Genomic DNA, 18,478 nt, shown 5'->3' with positions numbered 1-18,478 from the left:
GATCGCCCGACCCGCGCTGTCGCAAGTGCCTCGTCCGGTGAGGCACGGGTCCCCCCACCTGCGCTGCGACGATGACATCTGAGACCTCAGCGAATTCCGCTTCCCCCGAGTCCGCCGCCCAGTCGCCGCACACCTTCCAGGTGGATCTGCGCGGGCTGGTCGACCTCCTCTCCCATCACCTCTACTCCTCTCCCCGCGTCTACCTGCGTGAGCTGCTGCAGAACGCGGTGGACGCCATCACCGCCCGCCGCGCCGAGCAGCCGGAGGCGCCCGCGCGGGTGCGGCTGTACGCCGAGGACGGCCGACTGCGGGTCGAGGACAGCGGCATCGGCCTGACCGAGACCGATGTGCACAGCCTGCTCGCGACGATCGGCCGCAGTTCCAAACGGGACGGTGCGCAGGGGCTCGCCTCCGCACGGGCGGATTTCCTCGGCCAGTTCGGCATCGGGCTGCTGGCCTGCTTCGTCGTCGCCGCCGAGATCCGGGTGGTGAGCCGCTCCGCGCGGACGCCCGACGCCCCGCCGGTGGAGTGGCGCGCCCGTGACGACGGTTCGTACACCGTGCGGACGCTCCCCGACAGCGCCCGGCCTGAGCCCGGCACCACCGTGCATCTGACCGCCCGCCCCGGCAGCGCGGAGTGGCTGACCGAGGAGCGGGTGATCGCGCTCGCCCGCGATTTCGGCTCGCTGCTGCCGTACGACGTACGGGTCGGGGACACGGCCGTCACCGATCTGCCGGCGCCGTGGGACCGCGCGTACCCGAGCCCCGCGGGGCGGCGGGTGGCCCTCGCCCGCCACTGCCACGAGCAGTTCGGCTTCTCCCCGCTCGACACGATCGACCTCGATCTGCCGCTCGCCGGGATCCGCGGGGTCGCCCATGTGCTGCCGTCGGCGGTCAGTCCGGCGCAGCGCGCGGGCCACCGGGTGCATCTGAAGGGGATGCTGCTGACGGACCGGGCGGACGAGCTGCTGCCCGACTGGGCGTTCTTCGTGCGGTGCGTCATCGACACGGACAGCCTGCGGCCCACCGCCTCGCGCGAGGCGCTGTACGCGGACGAGACCCTGGCCGCGGTACGGGACGCGCTCGGCGAGCGGATCAGGGACTGGCTGACCGGTCTCGCCGCGGGTGATCCGGAGCGGCTGGCCCAGTTCCTCTCGGTGCACCACCTGGGGGTGAAGTCGCTCGCCCGGCACGACAACGCCATGCTGCGCACGATGCTGCCGTGGCTGCCGTTCGAGACGACGGACGGCCGGCTCTCGCTGGAGGAGTTCGCCCGGCGTCATCCGGTGGTGCACTTCACCCGGACCGTGGAGGAGTTCCGGCAGGTCGCGCCGATCGCCTCCGCGCAGGGGATCGGGGTGGTCAACGGCGGCTACACGTACGACACCGAGCTGGTCGAGCGGCTGCCCGCGGCACGGCCCGGGACGGTGGTCGCGGAGCTGGACGCCGATACGGTCACCGCGCACCTGGACTCGGTGGACCCCCGGGAGGAGCTGGCGCTCGGCCCGTTCCTCGCGGCGGCCCGCGCCGGGCTGGACCCGCTGGGGTGCGATGTGGTGCTGCGCGCCTTCCACCCGCTGACCGTGCCCGCGCTGCATCTGGACGACCGGTCCGCGCGCCACGAGCAGGCCCGTGCCGAGGCCGAGGGGCAGGCGGACGACCTGTGGGCGGGCATTCTGGGCTCCCTGCGCGGGAGTGCGCCGCGGGCCCGGCTCGTACTGAACCATCTCAATCCGCTGATCCGCCGGATCAGTTCGCTGGACTCCCCGGAGCTGGCGGTGACCGCGACGGAGGCCCTGTACGGGCAGGCGCTGCTGATGGCGCAGCGGCCGCTGCGGCCGGCCGACTCGGCGCTGCTGAACCGGGCGTTCCTCGGCCTGCTGGAGTGGGCCACGCACCCCGCCGCACCGGGGCACTCCCCCGCGAACCCCCAGGAGGACGGCCGATGAGCGCCGATGCCACGAAGGTCCGGCAGGCCCTGCGGGACAACAAGGACGAGCCGGAGGGGCCCGCGCGCAACGCCCGCGCGGAGCGGCTGCTGGCCGATGCCGAGCAGAGCGGGGACGCGGCGCTGCTGGTCGAGGCGCTCGTCCATCAGCTGCAGGTCTACAACTACAGCTCCGAGAAGGACAAGATGTTCGTCCCGTTCGCGCGGCTGCTGCGCGTGTGGGACGAACGGCCGGGCGATTTCGACCCGGTCATGACCCACCATCTGTTCTGGATGTTCAAGTGGGTCTCCAGCTCCATGATCGACCAGCCGCACATCCCGCTCGCCTCCATCGAGAAGTGGCAGGGCGAGATGGCGCACCGCTACCGGCTGGCGGGCCACTCCGAACGGGCGGTGCGGCAGGGCGAGCTGGAGATCGCGCGGCACCTGGGCGACGTGGAGCGGGCCGCGCGGGCGTACACCGCCTGGCAGGCGGCGGACCGGGACCGGATGGCCAACTGCCACGCCTGCGAACTCCACGAACAGGGCGGCTGGCAGGTGCAGCGCGGCCAGGACGAGGAGGCGCTGAACAGCTGGGCGCCGGTGCTGGACGGGGAGCACGTCTGCGCGCACGAACCCCATGCGGTGCTGGCCGCCTCGCTCCTCCCGCTGCTGCGGGCGGGGCGTCCGGAGCAGGCCCGCGCGCACCATCTGCGCGGGTACCGGATGGTCCGGCCGATGGAGAGCATGCGGTACTCCGTCGCGCTGCACATCGAGTTCTGTGCCCTGACGGGCAACGAGGCCCGGGGGCTGGAGATCCTCGCGGAGCGGCCGGCGTACTTCACCGACAGCGGGAACCCCGCCAGCCTGATGGACTTCATGGCCGTCACCGCGGTGCTGATGGACCGGCTGACCGCGCTGGGGCACGGCGGGCAGTCCGTGCCGGGCCCGGCGGGAACGGACTGGACCGCCGCCTCGCTGGCCGTCCACGCCCGTAGCCGGGCCCTGGCGCTCGCGGCCCGCTTCGACGAGCGCAACGGCACCACGTACGTGGGTGAGCTGGTACGGGAGCGGCTGGCGCGCCGGCCGCTGCTGGACCGGCTGCCGCTCGGGGTGCGCGCCGTGCGGCTCGCGGCGCCGCCGGTGGCACCGGCCGCCGTGCCGTCCTCCGCTCCGGAGCCGGTGCGGGACCTGGCCGCTCTGCTGGCCGAGGCGCGCCGGCTGTCCGAGGCCCAGCACCCGGACGCCGGGGACGCCTGGCGGGCCGTCGCCGAGCGGGCCGGGGACACGGACGTGCTGACCGCCCACGACCGGGCGAACGTGGCGGACCACCGCGCGATGGATCCTTCGCTGCCGCCCGCGGAGGCCGAGGAGGCGTTCCGGACGGCCGCCTCGCTGTACGAGGAGGCAGGCGACCGGGGCGAGGCCGTCGCGGCGAGCGCGAGGCGCGCCTTTCTCCGCTCGACGGCGGACGGCGACGCCGACGCCGATGCCGACGCGGCGGCGGAGATCGCTCCTCTCGTGGACCGGGCCCTCGCCCTGTACGCGGAGGGCGCGGCCACCGGGCGGCAGACGGGCGGTGTGCTGGTGTGCCGGGCCCGGATCGTCCAGCAGCGGATGTTCCGGGCGGCGGACGAGGAGTCCACGGACGCGGCGGTCGCCGCCCTGGAAGAGGCGGCCCGCGAGGTGCTCGCGTTCGCCGAACCGCTGCGCACGCGGGAAAAGGTGGCCACCAGGATCTCCGAGGCGCTGGGCTTCCTCGCGGACGTCGCGGCGTACCGCGGCGACGGTCCGGAGGCGGCGGAGCTGTACGCGCGAGCCGCCGCCGCGGTCCACGAGGAGGAACTGCCCTGGTACGCCGCCGAGTACGAGGCCAGGACGGCACGGATCGCCGCGCAGCTCGACGACCACGCGACGGCGGAGCGGGCCGCCCGCGCGGCGCTGGAGCACGGCGGCACATCGCTGTCCGGGCCGGGGCGGGCCCGGCTGCATCTGCTGCTCGCCGAAGTGCTCGGTGCCACGGGACGGTTCGCAGAGGCGGTGGAGCACGCGCTCGACGCGGCCCACTGGGCGGACGAGTCGGACGAGAGCGCCACGCTGGGCGTCCATGCCAGGCACCGGCTCGGCGGCCTGCTGCTCAGGCTGGAGCGGGCGGCGGAGGCGGCGGCGGTACTGGAGGCGGTGCTGCCCGACCTCACGTCCGAGGACCACGGGGAGGGCATGGTCGTCCAGACGCTGTGGTGGCTGGGTGACGGGCTGTCGACGCTCGGTGAACCGCGGGCCGCGGCGGAGCACTGGCTGCGGGCGGCGGACATCGCGCGCGGCTGGCCCGAGCAGCACGATCACGCGATGCTCGCCAACCTCGCGGCTCAGGCGCTGTACCGGGCCGAGCTGAACCCGGAGGCGGAGCGGGCGTACGAGCGGGCCGGGGAGCTGTGGCGGGCCCTGGGCGACGTTCCCTCGCTGGTACGGACCCTGCGGGTGCGGGCCTGGATCGCGCTCCGGGAGGGGCAGCCCGGTCTCGGCGCGGCGCGGGCGTTCATGGCCGCGGCGGAGCGGGAGTGCGAGGCGGCGGGTCCGGAGTTGCTGGCCGAGCTCGCGGACACCTTCCGCCAGACCGCCGAGATGATCGCCAACGCGTGCGAGGGCGAGCCGGGCGAGGAGGCGGACGATCCGGCGCGCAGGGCGTACGAGGAAGCGCTGGGGTACGTCGAGCGGGCGTCGGCGGCCTTCGCCGGGGCCGGCCCGGGCCACCTCGCCGCAGGGACGGCCGCCTGGCTGATGGCCGCCTGGCTGGAAGCGGACCTGGGCCGCGCGGACGCGGCGCTGTCCCGGGCGGCGGAGGTCGTCGCGGCCTACGAGGAGGTGCCGGAGGGCGCGGACGAAACGGCGGACGCGCGGCGGGGAGAGGCGGCGTCGGTGCGGGCGTACGTGGCTCAGGGGGCGGGGAGTCCGGGCCCGTCGGGCGGCTGAGGACATCCTCGGACGGGCGGGGCCGCACGGGCCCGCCCGTCAGCGGTCCCCTACTCCACGCCGATCAGCAGCGGGGCGCACTGACGGCCGCCGCGGTAGACCACCGTGTCCACCGCGAGGTAGCCCTCCCGGACGTGTTCCTCCAGGGTGTCCGCCAGTGCGTCCGGGACGTCCTCGCCCAGGACCAGGGTGACCAGTTCGCCGCCGGCCGCCAGCATCCGGTCCAGCACGCCGCGGGCCGTCTCCGGGACGTTCTCGCCGATGACGGCCACGTCTCCGTCGATCAGGCCCAGGATGTCGCCGGCCTGGCAGATCCCCGCCATGGTCCAGGACTGCCGCTCCGCGACGGCCAGTTCGGCGTACCGGGTGGCGCCGGCCGCCGCGGTCATCGCGACCACGTCCTCGTCGAAGCTGCGGTCCGGTTCGTGGACGGCCAGCGCCGCGATGCCCTGGACCGCGGCCCTGGTCGGGATGAGGGCGACCCGGATGCCCTCGGCGCGGGCCTGCTCGGCCGCCGCCGCGGCCGTGTGGCGCAGGTCCCCGTCGTTGGGCAGGAGCACCACCTCGCGGGCGTGGGCGCGGCGGATCGCGTCGACCAGTTCGCCGCTGGCGGGCGGTTCCCCGGGGCGGGCGAGCACCGTCGTCGCCCCGGCCTCCGCGCACAGGCCACCGAGCCCGTCGCCCGGGACGACCACGACGACCGCGCGCTGGGCGGGTTCGGGGCGGGCGTGCACCCGGTCCGCGGCGAAGTGGGTGATCCGGATGCGGTGGGGCCGCCCGGCCTCGACCCCGGCCTCCACCGCCGCACCCGCGTCGTCGACGTGCACATGGACGTTCCAGAGTCCGTCGCCCCCCACCACCACGAGGGAGTCGCCCAGGGCGTCGAGCCGGGTCCGCAGCCGCTCCACGGCCCCGTCCCCGGCCTCCAGCAGGTAGATGACCTCGAAGGCGGGTCCGCCCTGCGGATCGTCCGCCGCGGGGCAGTCCCCGGCAGCGGCGGTGAACGGGGCGGGAGCGGCCGTCGGCTCGTAGAGCCGCTCCGGCGCCCGTCCGGAGACCGCCTCGACGAGCGCGCCGAGGACCGCCACCAGCCCGCGCCCGCCGGCGTCCACGACACCTGCCCTGCCGAGTACGGCGAGTTGTCCGGGCGTCGCCTCCAGGGCCGTGCGTGCCCCCTCGTACGCCGCCTGCGCCACCACGCCCACACGGGCGCCGCCCGGCGTACGCCCCGCGGCTTCCGCCGCCGCGGTGGCCACTGTCAGGACCGTGCCCTCGACGGGGTGGGCGACGGCCTCGCGCGCCGATACCGCGGCCCGGGTCAGCGCGAGGCGCAGCCGGTCCGCACCGGACAGCTCGCGGGCCTCGTCGGCCAGCACCCCGGCCATGCCGCGCAGCAACTGCGCCAGGATCGTGCCGGAGTTGCCGCGGGCACCGATCAGCGCCCCGTGCGCCATGGCCCGTACCGCGTCGGCCGTGGAGGGTACCGAGGTGCCGGTCTCGTGGGCGGCGAACACCGCCTCGACGGCCGCCGCCGCGGATTCCGCGGTCAGGTAGAGGTTGGTGCCGGTGTCCCCGTCGGCGACGGGGTACACGTTGATCGCGTCGATCGCCTCGCGCTCCCGGCCGAGTGCGTCCAGCGCCAGTGAGCACCAGGTACGCACCGCGACGGCGTCCAGGTCGTCGGCGGTCTGCGGCACCTGATGGTCCTCCTCGGAACGGGGCCTGGGGGCGGCGGGCTGCACCGCAGGGTAGCCCCGGCCGGCGGGCCGGGCGGGGTCAGGGGCGGGGCGGGGAGCTGTGGAACCCATGGTAGTTTCGTATCTCCGACGCAGGCGTTGTATGCTGCTTCGGTTGCCCGACGAGAGTCGGGACATTCCCCCGGTACCGCCACTTCAGTCAATGAATCCGGCGTGCCGGAATTCACTGTAAGTGCATCTGAAGTTTTGGAGTGACCCGTGGCTGCCAACTGCGACGTTTGCGGCAAGGGGCCGAGCTTCGGCAACAGCATTTCGCACTCGCACCGCCGTACGTCCCGTCGCTGGAATCCCAACATCCAGCGCGTGCGTGCCGTGGTCGGGCGGACGCCGAAGCGGCTCAACGTCTGCACCTCGTGCATCAAGGCCGGCAAGGTCGCGCGCTGACGTTCCCGTCGTAGCGCAGCCTTACCGGTTGCCCAAAAAGCCGGTCCACCTCGGTGGACCGGCTTTTTGCTGTGCTCGGGCTCCTCAGCGGGCGTTCCGCAGCCGCCACCCGTGGTCGACCGGGCCGATCCCGGCGCCCAGCGCGAAGCCCGCCGCGATGGCCCCGGTGACATAGGACTTCGCGGACCGTACCGCCGTGGGCACGTCCTGGCCCCGGGCCAGCCCGCAGGCGATGGCGGAGGCGAGGGTGCAGCCCGTGCCGTGCGTGTGGCGGTTGTCGTGGCGGGGGGCGCGCAGCCAGTGCTCCTGCGAGCCGTCCGTCAGCAGGTCGACGGGGTCGCCGGGCAGATGCCCGCCCTTGATGACCACCCAGCGGGGCCCGTGGCCGAGCAGTTGTGCCGCGGCCCGCCGCATCCCTGCCTCGTCGGTGACCGTCATGCCCGTGAGCTGCGCCACTTCGTCGAGGTTCGGCGTCGCCACGGTCGCGACGGGCAGCAGCTTCGTGCGCACCGAGTCGAGCGCCTCGGCGGCGAGCAGCGGATCGCCGTGCTTGGAGACGCCCACCGGGTCCACGACGGCCGGGGCGTCCGTCGCGGCGATGAGTGCGGCGACGGTCTCGACGAGGGCGGCGGAGGACAGCATGCCGGTCTTGACGGCGTTCACGCCGATGTCGTCCACCACGCTGCGGTACTGGGCGCGCACGGCCTCCGCGGGCAGTTCCCAGGCGCCCTGCACACCCAGCGAGTTCTGGGCGGTGACGGCGGTCAGCACGCTCATGCCGTGCACACCGAGCGCCAGCATCGTCTTCAGGTCGGCCTGGATGCCGGCACCGCCGCCGGAGTCGGATCCGGCGACGGTGAGCACACGGGGAGGTACGGCGGAGGCTATGGGCATGCGCCGCAATCTACTGGGCGTCCTCGATGTCCCCGAAGTGGTCCCAGCCGCTCTTGCTGGTCCAGGGCGCCCCGTCGACCGTCACCTGGGGCAGCGCCGAGGGGTTGAGCACCTCGCCGATCACCTTCCAGCGGGCCGGCAGCTTCACGTCCGGCGGGAACGTCGCGACGATCGCGTGGTCCTCTCCCCCGGTGAGCACCCACTGGAGGGGGTCCACGCCGACGGCCTGCCCGATGTCGGACATCTGGGACGGGATGTCGATGCGTCCGGAGCGCAGGTCGATCCGGACCTTGCTCGCCTCGGCGATGTGCCCGAGGTCGGCGACGAGTCCGTCGCTGACGTCGGTCATCGCGGTGGCGCCGAGTCCGGCGGCCGCGGGACCGGCGTGGTACGGCGGTTCGGGCCGCCGGTGGGCCTCGACGAAGGCGCGGGGCGAGCGGAAGCCCCGGGAGAGCACGGCGTATCCGGCGGCGGACCAGCCGAGCCAGCCGGTGACGGCGACGACGTCGCCGGGCTGGGCGCCCGCCCTGGTGACGGGTTCGTGGTTGCGCAGATCACCGAGCGCGGTGATCGCGACGGTGATCGTGTCCCCGCGCACCACATCGCCGCCGACCACGGCCGCCCCGGCGACCTGGCACTCGTCGCGGATGCCGTCCATGAGCTCCCCGGCCCAGGTCACCGGGAGTTCGGCGGGGACGACAAGACCGAGGAGCAACGCGGTGGGCACGGCTCCCATGGCGGCGATGTCGGCGAGGTTCTGCGCGGCGGCCTTGCGGCCGACGTCGTACGCCGTCGACCAGTCACGCCGGAAGTGCCGCCCCTCCAGCAGGATGTCGGTACTGGCCACGACCCTGCGGTCGGGAGCGGTCACGACCGCGGCGTCGTCGCCGGGGCCGAGCCGTACCGCCGGAGTGGTGGTGAGCCGGGACGTCAGCTCTCTGATGAGCCCGAACTCCCCCAACTCGCCCACGGTTCCCTTCACCGAGTCTCACCCCTCATCTGTCGCGCCGGACGGGCGTCCGGCCTGTTTCGGCGGCCTGCCGGCGCCCGGACCGTGAACCGGCCCCGGGGGCGGTCCGTCCTGGTGGTCACGGGCACGCGCGTCCCCCGTCCGCACCGCTGGACTTGCGGTCGCGGGCCGTCACTGCTGTCGGTACTGTCAAGAGATACGTCAACTTGTGCGTTCTGTACGCCACGCTGTGGGCGTCATCCGGCCCGCGGGTCTCCCCGCGGCCCGCGGCAACGCGATACCGTGGCGTCCCTTTCCCCCACATGATCCTCGTGGCCGCCCTGGAGGTTCCGTGGTACAGGCGTACATCCTTATTCAGACCGAGGTGGGCAAGGCGTCGACAGTCGCCGTGACCATCGCGAAGATCCCGGGAGTGATCCAGGCAGAGGACGTCACCGGCCCCTACGATGTGATCGTGCGCGCTCAGGCCGACACGGTCGATGAGCTCGGGCGCATGGTCGTTGCCAAGGTCCAGCAAGTGGACGGCATCACCAGAACCCTGACCTGCCCGGTCGTGCACCTGTAACCCCCGTCTAGGCTGGGCCGGTGACGTCTTCCCGCCGCCGGCTCTCCCGCCCCGTGTTCCTCGGTCCGTCCGCTGCCCTGGTGCTCATGGCCGCGGCGGGCTGCTCCTCCAGCGACGCGTCGGCATCGGTCACGGTTCCCACCCCGTCGTCGGAAGCCGCAGCCTACTGCCGTGCGTTGCACAAGGAGCTGCCGCGTACCGTCGCCGGTCAGGAGCGCAGTGATCCCGGCTCCGGCTCGGACCTGACCGCCGGGTGGGGGGACGGGGAGATCGTACTGCGCTGCGGTGTCCCGCGCCCCGCGAAGATGGACGACGCCCAGTCGAAGGCGGTGGACGCGAGCGGCGTCAACTGGATGCTGGAGCAGCAGGAGGACGGCCGGCCGCGTTTCACGACGACGTTGCGCAGGGCGTACGTCGAGGTGACGTTGTCGGCGGTGTACGCGCATGACGCGAGTCCGCTGGCGGCCTTCGCCCCGGCGGTCAGGAAGACCGTTCCCAGCCTGTAGGGCGTGTGCTCCGGTGCGGAGCACACGCCCGAGGCCGTCGGTCGCGGGTCAGCGCAGTCCGGTCGGCCGGTTCAGCGCCGCCTGGATGAGCCGGTCCACCAGCTGCGGGTAGTCGACGCCGCTCTCCTGCCACATGCGCGGGTACATGGAGATCGGGGTGAAGCCCGGCAGGGTGTTGATCTCGTTGATGACGAAGCCGCCGTCCTCGGTGAGGAAGAAGTCGGCACGCACCAGGCCCTCGCAGGACACCGACTCGTAGGCCTCGACGGCGAGCCGCTGGACCTCCGCGGTCTGGTCCTCGGTGAGCGGGGCCGGCACGATGCCGGGCGCCGCGTCGATGTACTTGGCCTCGAAGTCGTAGAAGTCGTGCGAGGTGACCGGCGGGATCTCGGCCGGCACGCTGGCGCGCGGCCCGTCCTCGAACTCCAGCACCCCGCACTCGATCTCGCGGCCCCGCAGCAGCGACTCGACGAGGAACTTGGGGTCGTGGCGGCGGGCCTCCTCGATCGCCTCGTCGAGGCCGGAGAGGTCGTCGACCTTGGTGATGCCGATCGACGAGCCGGCCCGTGCGGGCTTCACGAAGAGGGGCCAGCCGTGGTCGCCGGCGAAGTCCACGATGCGCTTGCGCGCGGCCTGGGGGTCCTGGTCCCACTCGCGGGGGCGGACGACGACGTACGGCCCGACGGGCAGCCCGAAGGAGGTGAAGACGCGCTTCATGTACTCCTTGTCCTGGCCGACCGCGGAGGCGAGGACTCCGGCGCCGACGTACGGCACTCCGGAGAGCTCCAGGAGGCCCTGGAGCGTGCCGTCCTCACCGTAGGGGCCGTGCAGAACGGGGAAGACGACATCGACCTCGCCGAGCGCCTTGGGGACCGAGCCGGGTTCGCTGTAGACCACTTCACGGCTGCCGGGATCGACGGAGAGCACCACGCCGCCCTCGTCGGACTCGGCCAGCTGGGCCACGTCCGGCATCTTCCGGTCCGTGATGGCCATGCGTTCGGGTGCGTCGGCGGTGAGCGCCCAGCGGCCGTCCGTCGTGATGCCGATCGGCAGGACGTCGTACTTCGTCCGGTCGATGGCGTTCAGGACGGCACCGGCCGTGACCACCGAAATGCCGTGTTCGGAGCTGCGGCCGCCGAACACGACGGCCACACGCGGCTTGCGGAGCTGCTGCTCCGTGCTCTGGGGGAGGTTCTCGCTGCTCATATCGCGATGAGCGTACCTGCTGGTACGGGTCGCGTCAGCGCCGCCGGTGCCGTCCGGCGGGTCAACCCGGCCGCAGTCGGCCCGTGCCCGGGTCTCAGTGCCGCTCGGCCTTGGCGCTGCGCGACATCAGCTCCTTGAGCGCGACCATCGGGGGCTTGCCCTCGTGGACGATGCCGACGACCGTTTCCGTGAGGGGCATCTCCACCCCGTGCCGGCGTGCCAGATCGAGCACCGATTCGCAGGACTTGACGCCCTCCGCGGTCTGCTTGGTGACCGCGATGGTCTCCTGGAGGGTCATGCCGCGGCCGAGGTTGGTGCCGAAGGTGTGGTTGCGCGAGAGCGGCGAGGAGCAGGTCGCCACCAGGTCCCCGAGTCCGGCGAGTCCGGCGAAGGTCAGCGGATCGGCGCCCATGGCGTGGCCGAGCCGGGTGGTCTCGGCGAGGCCGCGGGTGATGAGCGAGCCCTTGGCGTTGTCGCCGAGCCCCATGCCGTCGGCGATGCCGACGGCGAGCCCGATGACGTTCTTGACGGCGCCCCCGAGCTCGCAGCCGACCACGTCGGTGTTGGTGTACGGGCGGAAGTACGGGGTGTGGCAGGCGGCCTGGAGGCGGCGCGCCACCGACTCGTCCTGGCAGGCGACGACGGCCGCGGCGGGCCGGCGTTCGGCGATCTCCTTGGCGAGGTTGGGCCCGGTGACGACGGCGATGCGGTCGGCGGAGACACCGGTGACGTCCGCGATGACCTCGCTCATCCGCTTCGCGGTGCCGAGTTCGACGCCCTTCATCATGGAGACCAGCACCGTCTTCGACTCCAGGTGCGGGGTCCAGTCGGCGAGGTTGGCGCGCAGCGTCTGGGAGGGCACGACGAGCACGGCGAAGTCGGCGCCCCGCAGCGCCTCGGCGGCGTCCGTGGTGGCCCGGACCGAGGCGGGGAGTTCGATGCCCGGCAGGTAGTCCGGGTTGGTACGGGTCGTGTTGATGGCCTCGGCGACCTCGGCACGGCGGCCCCACAGGGTGACCTCGCAGCCGGCGTCCGCGAGGACCATGCCGAAGGCCGTACCCCACGAGCCGGTTCCGAAGACGGCTGCTTTTACGGGGTGCGTCACTTGGGTCCCTCTCCTTCGGGCTTGCGCCGCAGTTTCGCGCGGGCCTTGCGGTGGTCGTAGAGCTCGGTGGGGGCCTGCTGTCCGCGTACGTCGGCCAGCTGCTCGGTGATCGCGAGCATGATGACCTCGGTCGCCTCGCGCAGCACCTCGGGCGTCGGCTCCCTGTCGTAGAACCGGGAGAGGTCGACGGGCGGACCCGCCTGGACCTGGAGGGTCTTGCGGGGGAAGAGCCGCAGCTTCTTCTCCGTGGCGTAGGGCGGCATCGCCAGGTTGGCGCCCCACTGCGCGACGGGGATGACCGGGGCCCTGGTCATCAACGCGACGCGGGCGGCGCCGGTCTTGCCGCCCATCGGCCACATCTCGGGGTCGCGGGTGAGGGTGCCCTCCGGGTAGAAGGCGACGCATTCACCGCGCTCGATGGCGTCGACGGCCGCCCTGAAGGCGTCCAGCGCGTTGGTGGTCTCGCGGTACACGGGAATCTGGCCGGTGCCCCGCAGCATCATTCCGACAAAGGGGGCCTTGAAGAGCCCCGCCTTGGCGAGGAGCCGCGGCACCCGGCCGGTGTTGTACTGGAAGTGCCCGTACGAAAGAGGGTCCAGATACGAGTTGTGATTGACCGCAGTTATAAATCCGCCGTCGGCCGGAATGTGTTCCATCCCCCGCCAGTCGCGCTTGAACAGAACCACCAGCGGCGGTTTTGCGATGGCCGCTGCCAAGCGGTACCAGAAGCCGATTCTGCGGCGGGACACCCGGACACCTTTCTCTAGGGACCTGACTGCGGAGCTGTGCTGCCTGACTACCGACGGTCAAGTCTCGCCCCAGGCCCCTGCTCTGTCGAGAACACCGTACGCCTCACCTTCGGGACCGATCCTCCGGGTTGTCGCACCGGCAGGCGAGAATAGGCGGCCATGCGCATCGAGGGGGAGACCGCCACGAACACCGACCCGACCGGCCACTGGTCCCTGGTCGTCCCGTTGAAACCCCTTGCGCGGGCCAAGAGCAGGCTGGTGCCCTCGTCCGGCGCCCTGTTGCGGCCCCGGCTGGCCCTGGCCTTCGCCCAGGACACCGTGTACGCCGCGCTGGCCTGCCGGGCCGTCGCCGATGTGGTGGTAGTCACGGACGACGCGACGGCCGGCGCCGCGCTGGCGGCCCTCGGCGCCCGCATCGTGGCCGACTCCCCCGCCGCCGGGCTGAACGCGGCCCTCGCGCACGGTGAGCGTGCGGTGCGGGCGGCCCGGCCCGGAGCGGCCGTCGCCGCGCTCAACGCGGATCTGCCCGCGCTGCGCCCCATGGAATTGGCGCTCGTGCTCGATTCCTCAGCCGCTTTTTCCCGGGCATTTGTGACCGATGCTGCGGGAATCGGAACAACATTTCTGGCCGCTGGGCCAGGAGTGGAATTGCGCCCGGCTTTCGGCGGTCCGTCCCGGGCCCGCCATCTCGCGTCGGGCGCCGCGGAAATCACGCTCTCCGGCATCGATTCGGTCCGCCAGGACGTGGACACCGGCGACGATCTGCGGGCGGCGCTCACCCTGGGCGTGGGCCCCTACACGGCGGGGCGCTGGGCCGCGGGGGTCCCCGCGATGGACCGATAGGCTGCCGTTCATGCAGGCGACCTCGTACACGTACGACCCCGAGACCCGCACCGGCAGCGTGCTGCTCGACGACGGCACCCCGGTGGATTTCGATGCCCCGGCCTTCGACGCCGGCGGCCTGCGGCTGCTGCGTCCGGGCCAGCGGGTGCGGATCGAGGGCAGCGGCGAGGGCGCCGGACTGCGGATCACCCTGGTGACGCTCCAGACCTTCTGAGCACCGTTGCGGCGCCGGCCCGCTGAGCCCTGCCGCCCTGCCCCGAACAGCCCGCGGGCCGGGCCCCCCGAGGGGAGCCCGGCCCGGCGCGTGTGAGGAGCCCTTTACTGCTCGGTCTCACTTCTTCCGTGCAGTGGCCTTCTTGGCCGTGGTCTTGCGCGCCGTGGTCTTCTTCGCGGGCGCCTTCTTCGCCGTGGTCTTCTTGGCGGGCGCGGTCTTGCTGGCGACCGCCTTCTTCGCGGTCGTCGCCTTCTTCGCCGCTGCGGGGGCCGCCTTCTTCGCGGCCGCCGTGGTCTTCTTCGCCACCGCGGACGTCTTCTTCGCGGTGGTCTTCTTGGCGGTGGCCGTGGTCTTCTTCGCCGCTGCCACGGTCTTCTTGGCGGTGGCCTTCTTCGCCACGGCCTTCTTCGCGGTCGCCTTCTTGGCGGCCGCCTTGGCCGTCGTACGGGTGGAAGATCCGCCCGAGAGGCTGCCCTTGGGCGCCTTCTTGACGGCCACATCGTTCTTGGGGAGCTTCTTCGAGCCGCTCACCAGGTCCTTGAAGCCCTGTCCCGCACGGAAACGGGGCACGGACGTCTTCTTGACCCGTACGCGCTCACCCGTCTGCGGGTTGCGGGCGTAGCGGGCCGGGCGGTCGACCTTCTCGAACGAGCCGAAGCCGGTGACCGAGACCCGGTCACCTGCGACGACTGCACGAACGATCGCGTCGAGTACCGCATCGACGGCGTCCGCGGCCTGCTGACGGCCGCCGACCTTGTCGGCAATCGCTTCTACGAGCTGCGCCTTGTTCACGTCTTCCCCTTCGGAGACATAGCCAGAACGAAAGTGTTCAAGCTTTTTCGCACGTTAGGCAGATATATACCGCAAATCAAACACGAAACGGGCTAATCACCCTAGTGCCGCAACGAAGTCGACCGCTGCGCAGTTCCGCAGAGTCAGTCACCTTCGGGGAATCGGCCCTCATCGAGGTCCTTCATCAACCGGTCCAGACGCCTTGCTGCATCTGGGAGATCGTGCTTCGCCGCGGCCGTGACGACCAGCAGCTTCCGGGACAGCGCCATCCGTACGCCCTCCGGGACTTGCAGTGCACGCACTCGCGAGTGCGCTTCCTTCAATTGGTCGGCGACTTGGCCGTAAAGCTTGAGTTGGCTGTCGCGTTCCATGCACCGATTGTGCCATCTGGGGCGAGTTGTCGCCCGACGGGGTCTCAACAAGCGACTGCGCCCCCTACCAGAAGGCAGGGGGCGCAGTACTGAGAAAGCGCTGCTCAGGCGTTAATGGTACGTGGCTTGTGGGCCGGCCTGGTCGCCTCGTAGGCCGAGATGTCCGGTTCGTTCTGCAGGGTGAGGCTGATGTCGTCCAGCCCGTTCAGCAGCCGCCAGCGGGCGTTCTCGTCGAGTTCGAAGGCGGCGGTGATGCCCTCGGCGCGGACCTGCCGGGCCTCCAGGTCGACCGTGATCTCGGCCTTCGGGTCGGCCTCCGTCAGCTCCCACAGGGTGTCGACGACCTGCTGGTCCAGGACCACGGTCAACAGCCCGTTCTTCAGCGAGTTGCCGCGGAAGATGTCGGCGAACCGGGAGGAGATGACGGTCCTGAAGCCGAAGTTCTGCAGGGCCCAGACTGCGTGCTCGCGGGACGAGCCGGTGCCGAAGTCGGGGCCGGCCACCAGGACCGAGGCACCCTCGCGCTCCGGGCGGTTGAGGACGAAGCTCTCGTCCTTGCGCCAGGCCTCGAAGAGCCCGTCCTCGAAGCCGTCCCGGGTGACCTTCTTCAGCCAGTGGGCGGGAATGATCTGGTCGGTGTCGACGTTGCTGCGGCGCAGCGGGACGGCCCGGCCGGTGTGTGCGGTGAAAGCTTCCATGATTCTCAGACTCCGGCGGGCGTGCGGTCGTCGGACAGATCGGCAGGCGAGGCCAGATGGCCCAGCACGGCGGTGGCGGCGGCGACCTGCGGGGAGACCAGGTGCGTCCGGCCGCCCTTGCCCTGCCGGCCCTCGAAGTTACGGTTCGAGGTGGAGGCGGAGCGCTCGCCGGGGGCCAGCTGGTCGGGGTTCATACCGAGGCACATCGAGCAACCCGCGTGCCGCCATTCGGCTCCGGCGGCCTTGAAGACCTTGTCCAGGCCCTCCTCGACGGCCTGCAGGGCGACCCGCACGGAGCCCGGGACGACCAGCATCCGCACCCCGTCGGCGACTTTGCGGCCGTCCAGGATCGCGGCCGCGTTGCGCAGGTCCTCGATCCGGCCGTTGGTGCAGGAACCTACGAAGACGGTGTCCACATTGATCTCGCGCAGCGGCTGCCCGGCGGTCAACCCCATGTACTCCAGGGCCTTTTCCGCGGCGTTGCGCGCCGAGGCGTCCTCGTACGAAGCGGGGTCGGGGACGTTGGCCGACAGCGGCGCGCCCTGGCCGGGGTTGGTGCCCCAGGTGACGAACGGCGCCAGTTCGGCGGCCTCGATGACCACCTCCGCGTCGAAGACCGCGTCGTCGTCGGTGCGCAGCGTCTTCCAGTACGCCACCGCGGCGTCCCAGTCCTCGCCCTGCGGGGCGTGGTCGCGGCCCTGCAGGTAGTCGAAGGTGGTCAGGTCGGGGGCGATCATGCCTGCCCGCGCTCCGGCCTCGATCGACATGTTGCAGATGGTCATCCGGGCTTCCATCGAGAGCTTCTCGATGGCGGAGCCGCGGTATTCGAGGATGTAGCCCTGACCGCCGCCGGTGCCGATCCGCGCGATGATCGCGAGGATCAGGTCCTTGGCGGTGACGCTGTCGGGCAGTTCGCCCTCGACGGTGATCGCCATCGTCTTCGGGCGGGCCAGCGGCAGCGTCTGGGTGGCCAGTACGTGCTCGACCTGGCTGGTGCCGATGCCGAACGCCAGCGCGCCGAAGGCGCCGTGCGTGGAGGTGTGGGAGTCGCCGCAGACGACCGTGGTGCCGGGCTGGGTCAGGCCCAGCTGCGGGCCGACCACGTGCACGACGCCCTGCTCGACGTCGCCCAGGGGGTGCAGCCGGACGCCGAAGTCCGCGCAGTTCTTGCGCAGGGTCTCCAGCTGCGCGCGGGAGACCGGGTCGGCGATCGGCTTGTCGATGTCGAGGGTCGGGGTGTTGTGGTCCTCGGTGGCGATGGTGAGGTCGAGGCGCCGCACCGGGCGCCCGGCCTGCCGCAGACCGTCGAAGGCCTGCGGGCTGGTCACCTCGTGCAGCAGGTGCAGATCGATGAAGAGGAGATCGGGCTCACCTTCGGCGCGCCCGTGGGGACTCCCCTGATCGAGCGGAGCCGAGACCTTGGGGATGACATGGTCGTCCCAAACCTTCTCCGCGAGTGTCCTACCCATCGCTTTCCCTCCGGCCGGCGTCGTCGCCGGCCCAACTAGAGATTCGGTGCGCCCCCGTCCGGACCCCCGTGCGGGGCGGTGGCTACGGGCCGTTGTGGGGCCGCCCGTACAGGTTCGCAACTTCCCTGGAAAATTGAACTTGCGTTTCACAGAGTGAGACGCGAGTATCGTCGTATGGACAACTCTAGCGGCGTCGGCGTTCTCGACAAGGCAGCTCTGGTATTGAGCGCCCTGGAGTCCGGTCCGGCCACCCTCGCCGGGCTGGTCGCGGCGACCGGGCTCGCACGACCCACGGCCCACCGGCTGGCCGTGGCACTGGAACACCACCGCATGGTGGCGAGGGACATGCAGGGCCGCTTCATTCTCGGCCCCCGGCTGTCGGAACTCGCGGCGGCGGCGGGCGAGGACCGGCTGCTCGCCACGGCGGGACCGGTGCTCACCCACCTTCGCGACATCACCGGCGAGAGCGCTCAGCTCTACCGCCGCCAGGGCGACATGCGGATCTGCGTGGCGGCGGCGGAGCGGCTGTCCGGCCTGCGGGACACCGTGCCGGTCGGCTCCACGCTCACCATGAAGGCGGGGTCGTCCGCCCAGATCCTGATGGCCTGGGAGGAGCCGGAGCGCCTGCACCGCGGCCTCCAGGGCGCCCGCTTCACCGCGACGGCCCTCTCGGGCGTACGGCGCCGGGGCTGGGCCCAGTCGATCGGCGAGCGGGAACCGGGCGTCGCCTCGGTCTCCGCCCCCGTGCGCGGCCCCTCGAACCGGGTGGTCGCGGCGGTCTCGGTCTCCGGGCCGATCGAGCGGCTGACCCGCCACCCGGGCCGGATGCACGCCCAGGCCATCATCGACTCGGCCGCCCGGCTGAGCGAGGCCCTGCGCCGCACCGGCTGACCGCGCCCCCTTCTCCGCGTATCGCAAGAGGCCGCCCCAGCGTTGTGGCGGCCCTCTCAACACCCGTGACCCACACCGGAGTCGACCGGACCTCCAACCGGCCGGTGCGGGAGCAACAGGCCGTCCCGGCCCCAACACCCTTGCGGACACAAACAGAAGGCCCC

At 72.1% G+C, this 18,478-nt stretch carries 18 protein-coding genes; 8 read left to right on the top strand and 10 right to left on the bottom strand.

What is annotated here, in order from left to right; all coding sequences use genetic code 11:
• Positions 1-71: 71 nt before the first annotated feature.
• Together ACIQM0_RS35310 and ACIQM0_RS35305 are read left to right on the top strand one after the other, a co-directional pair.
• On the top strand, positions 72-1,949 hold the full coding sequence (locus ACIQM0_RS35310; protein WP_401294682.1) for an HSP90 family protein: 1,878 nt from the start codon (positions 72-74) through the stop codon (positions 1,947-1,949).
• Positions 1,946-4,900: a tetratricopeptide repeat protein gene (locus tag ACIQM0_RS35305; protein WP_401294680.1), complete on the top strand. Its 2,955-nt coding sequence runs from the start codon at positions 1,946-1,948 to the stop codon at positions 4,898-4,900. The genes ACIQM0_RS35310 and ACIQM0_RS35305 overlap by 4 nt, the downstream gene beginning before the upstream one ends.
• Positions 4,901-4,950: 50 nt before the next feature.
• On the opposite strand, the gene ACIQM0_RS35300 is transcribed toward ACIQM0_RS35305, so the two are convergent.
• The gene (locus ACIQM0_RS35300) at positions 4,951-6,597 is read right to left on the bottom strand and encodes a DAK2 domain-containing protein (protein ID WP_401294678.1); all 1,647 of its coding nucleotides are present in this window, start codon (positions 6,595-6,597) and stop codon (positions 4,951-4,953) included.
• 258 nt (positions 6,598-6,855) lie between these two features.
• Between ACIQM0_RS35300 and rpmB the strand changes: the two genes are divergently transcribed.
• On the top strand, positions 6,856-7,041 hold the full coding sequence (rpmB, locus tag ACIQM0_RS35295; RefSeq protein ID WP_003965989.1) for a 50S ribosomal protein L28: 186 nt from the start codon (positions 6,856-6,858) through the stop codon (positions 7,039-7,041).
• A gap of 84 nt (positions 7,042-7,125) precedes the next feature.
• Here the strand turns inward: rpmB and thiD are convergent, their stop codons facing one another.
• Complete coding sequence (gene thiD / locus ACIQM0_RS35290) at positions 7,126-7,935, bottom strand: bifunctional hydroxymethylpyrimidine kinase/phosphomethylpyrimidine kinase (RefSeq protein ID WP_401294676.1); 810 nt, start codon at positions 7,933-7,935, stop codon at positions 7,126-7,128.
• 10 nt (positions 7,936-7,945) lie between these two features.
• Complete coding sequence (locus ACIQM0_RS35285; protein WP_123461888.1) at positions 7,946-8,917, bottom strand: thiamine-phosphate kinase; 972 nt, start codon at positions 8,915-8,917, stop codon at positions 7,946-7,948.
• Positions 8,918-9,236: 319 nt separating this feature from the next.
• On the opposite strand from ACIQM0_RS35285, the gene ACIQM0_RS35280 reads away from it, so the two are divergent.
• Together ACIQM0_RS35280 and ACIQM0_RS35275 are read left to right on the top strand one after the other, a co-directional pair.
• A complete protein-coding gene (locus tag ACIQM0_RS35280) occupies positions 9,237-9,470 on the top strand; it encodes an Lrp/AsnC ligand binding domain-containing protein (RefSeq protein WP_363025037.1) in 234 nt (77 codons plus the stop codon).
• A gap of 20 nt (positions 9,471-9,490) precedes the next feature.
• Complete coding sequence (locus tag ACIQM0_RS35275; protein WP_401294673.1) at positions 9,491-9,976, top strand: DUF3515 domain-containing protein; 486 nt, start codon at positions 9,491-9,493, stop codon at positions 9,974-9,976.
• A gap of 48 nt (positions 9,977-10,024) precedes the next feature.
• Here the strand turns inward: ACIQM0_RS35275 and ACIQM0_RS35270 are convergent, their stop codons facing one another.
• The 3 genes from ACIQM0_RS35270 to ACIQM0_RS35260 form a co-directional block, all read right to left on the bottom strand.
• Positions 10,025-11,182: a D-alanine--D-alanine ligase family protein gene (locus ACIQM0_RS35270; RefSeq protein ID WP_401294671.1), complete on the bottom strand. Its 1,158-nt coding sequence runs from the start codon at positions 11,180-11,182 to the stop codon at positions 10,025-10,027.
• Positions 11,183-11,276: 94 nt separating this feature from the next.
• Positions 11,277-12,287 (bottom strand): NAD(P)H-dependent glycerol-3-phosphate dehydrogenase, encoded by a 1,011-nt coding sequence (locus ACIQM0_RS35265; protein ID WP_401294669.1) that lies wholly within the window; start codon positions 12,285-12,287, stop codon positions 11,277-11,279.
• Positions 12,284-13,036, bottom strand: coding sequence for a lysophospholipid acyltransferase family protein (locus tag ACIQM0_RS35260; protein ID WP_401294667.1), 753 nt, complete (start codon positions 13,034-13,036; stop codon positions 12,284-12,286). Before ACIQM0_RS35260 ends, ACIQM0_RS35265 begins: the two co-directional genes overlap by 4 nt.
• 159 nt (positions 13,037-13,195) lie before the next feature.
• Here ACIQM0_RS35260 and cofC point away from each other — a divergent pair, with 159 nt between their 5' ends.
• On the top strand, positions 13,196-13,879 hold the full coding sequence (gene cofC, locus ACIQM0_RS35255) for a 2-phospho-L-lactate guanylyltransferase (protein WP_401294665.1): 684 nt from the start codon (positions 13,196-13,198) through the stop codon (positions 13,877-13,879).
• Positions 13,880-13,889: 10 nt separating this feature from the next.
• On the top strand, positions 13,890-14,093 hold the full coding sequence (locus tag ACIQM0_RS35250) for a hypothetical protein (protein ID WP_362963580.1): 204 nt from the start codon (positions 13,890-13,892) through the stop codon (positions 14,091-14,093).
• 117 nt (positions 14,094-14,210) lie between these two features.
• Here the strand turns inward: ACIQM0_RS35250 and ACIQM0_RS35245 are convergent, their stop codons facing one another.
• The 4 genes from ACIQM0_RS35245 to leuC form a co-directional block, all read right to left on the bottom strand.
• The gene (locus ACIQM0_RS35245; RefSeq protein WP_401294663.1) at positions 14,211-14,885 is read right to left on the bottom strand and encodes an HU family DNA-binding protein; all 675 of its coding nucleotides are present in this window, start codon (positions 14,883-14,885) and stop codon (positions 14,211-14,213) included.
• Positions 14,886-15,028: 143 nt separating this feature from the next.
• On the bottom strand, positions 15,029-15,256 hold the full coding sequence (locus ACIQM0_RS35240) for a hypothetical protein (protein WP_123461880.1): 228 nt from the start codon (positions 15,254-15,256) through the stop codon (positions 15,029-15,031).
• A 104-nt stretch (positions 15,257-15,360) separates the two neighbouring features.
• A complete protein-coding gene (gene leuD, locus ACIQM0_RS35235) occupies positions 15,361-15,954 on the bottom strand; it encodes a 3-isopropylmalate dehydratase small subunit (RefSeq protein ID WP_401294661.1) in 594 nt (197 codons plus the stop codon).
• A gap of 5 nt (positions 15,955-15,959) precedes the next feature.
• Positions 15,960-17,423: a 3-isopropylmalate dehydratase large subunit gene (gene leuC / locus ACIQM0_RS35230; RefSeq protein WP_401294659.1), complete on the bottom strand. Its 1,464-nt coding sequence runs from the start codon at positions 17,421-17,423 to the stop codon at positions 15,960-15,962.
• A gap of 174 nt (positions 17,424-17,597) precedes the next feature.
• On the opposite strand from leuC, the gene ndgR reads away from it, so the two are divergent.
• On the top strand, positions 17,598-18,314 hold the full coding sequence (ndgR, locus tag ACIQM0_RS35225) for an IclR family transcriptional regulator NdgR (protein ID WP_024490257.1): 717 nt from the start codon (positions 17,598-17,600) through the stop codon (positions 18,312-18,314).
• Positions 18,315-18,478: the final 164 nt, after the last annotated feature.

This window comes from Streptomyces sp. NPDC091387, from assembly GCF_044756945.1.
Classification (GTDB): domain Bacteria; phylum Actinomycetota; class Actinomycetes; order Streptomycetales; family Streptomycetaceae; genus Streptomyces.
Note: the sequence above shows the minus strand (reverse complement) of the source record. Positions and strands in the feature narration are given on the sequence as shown.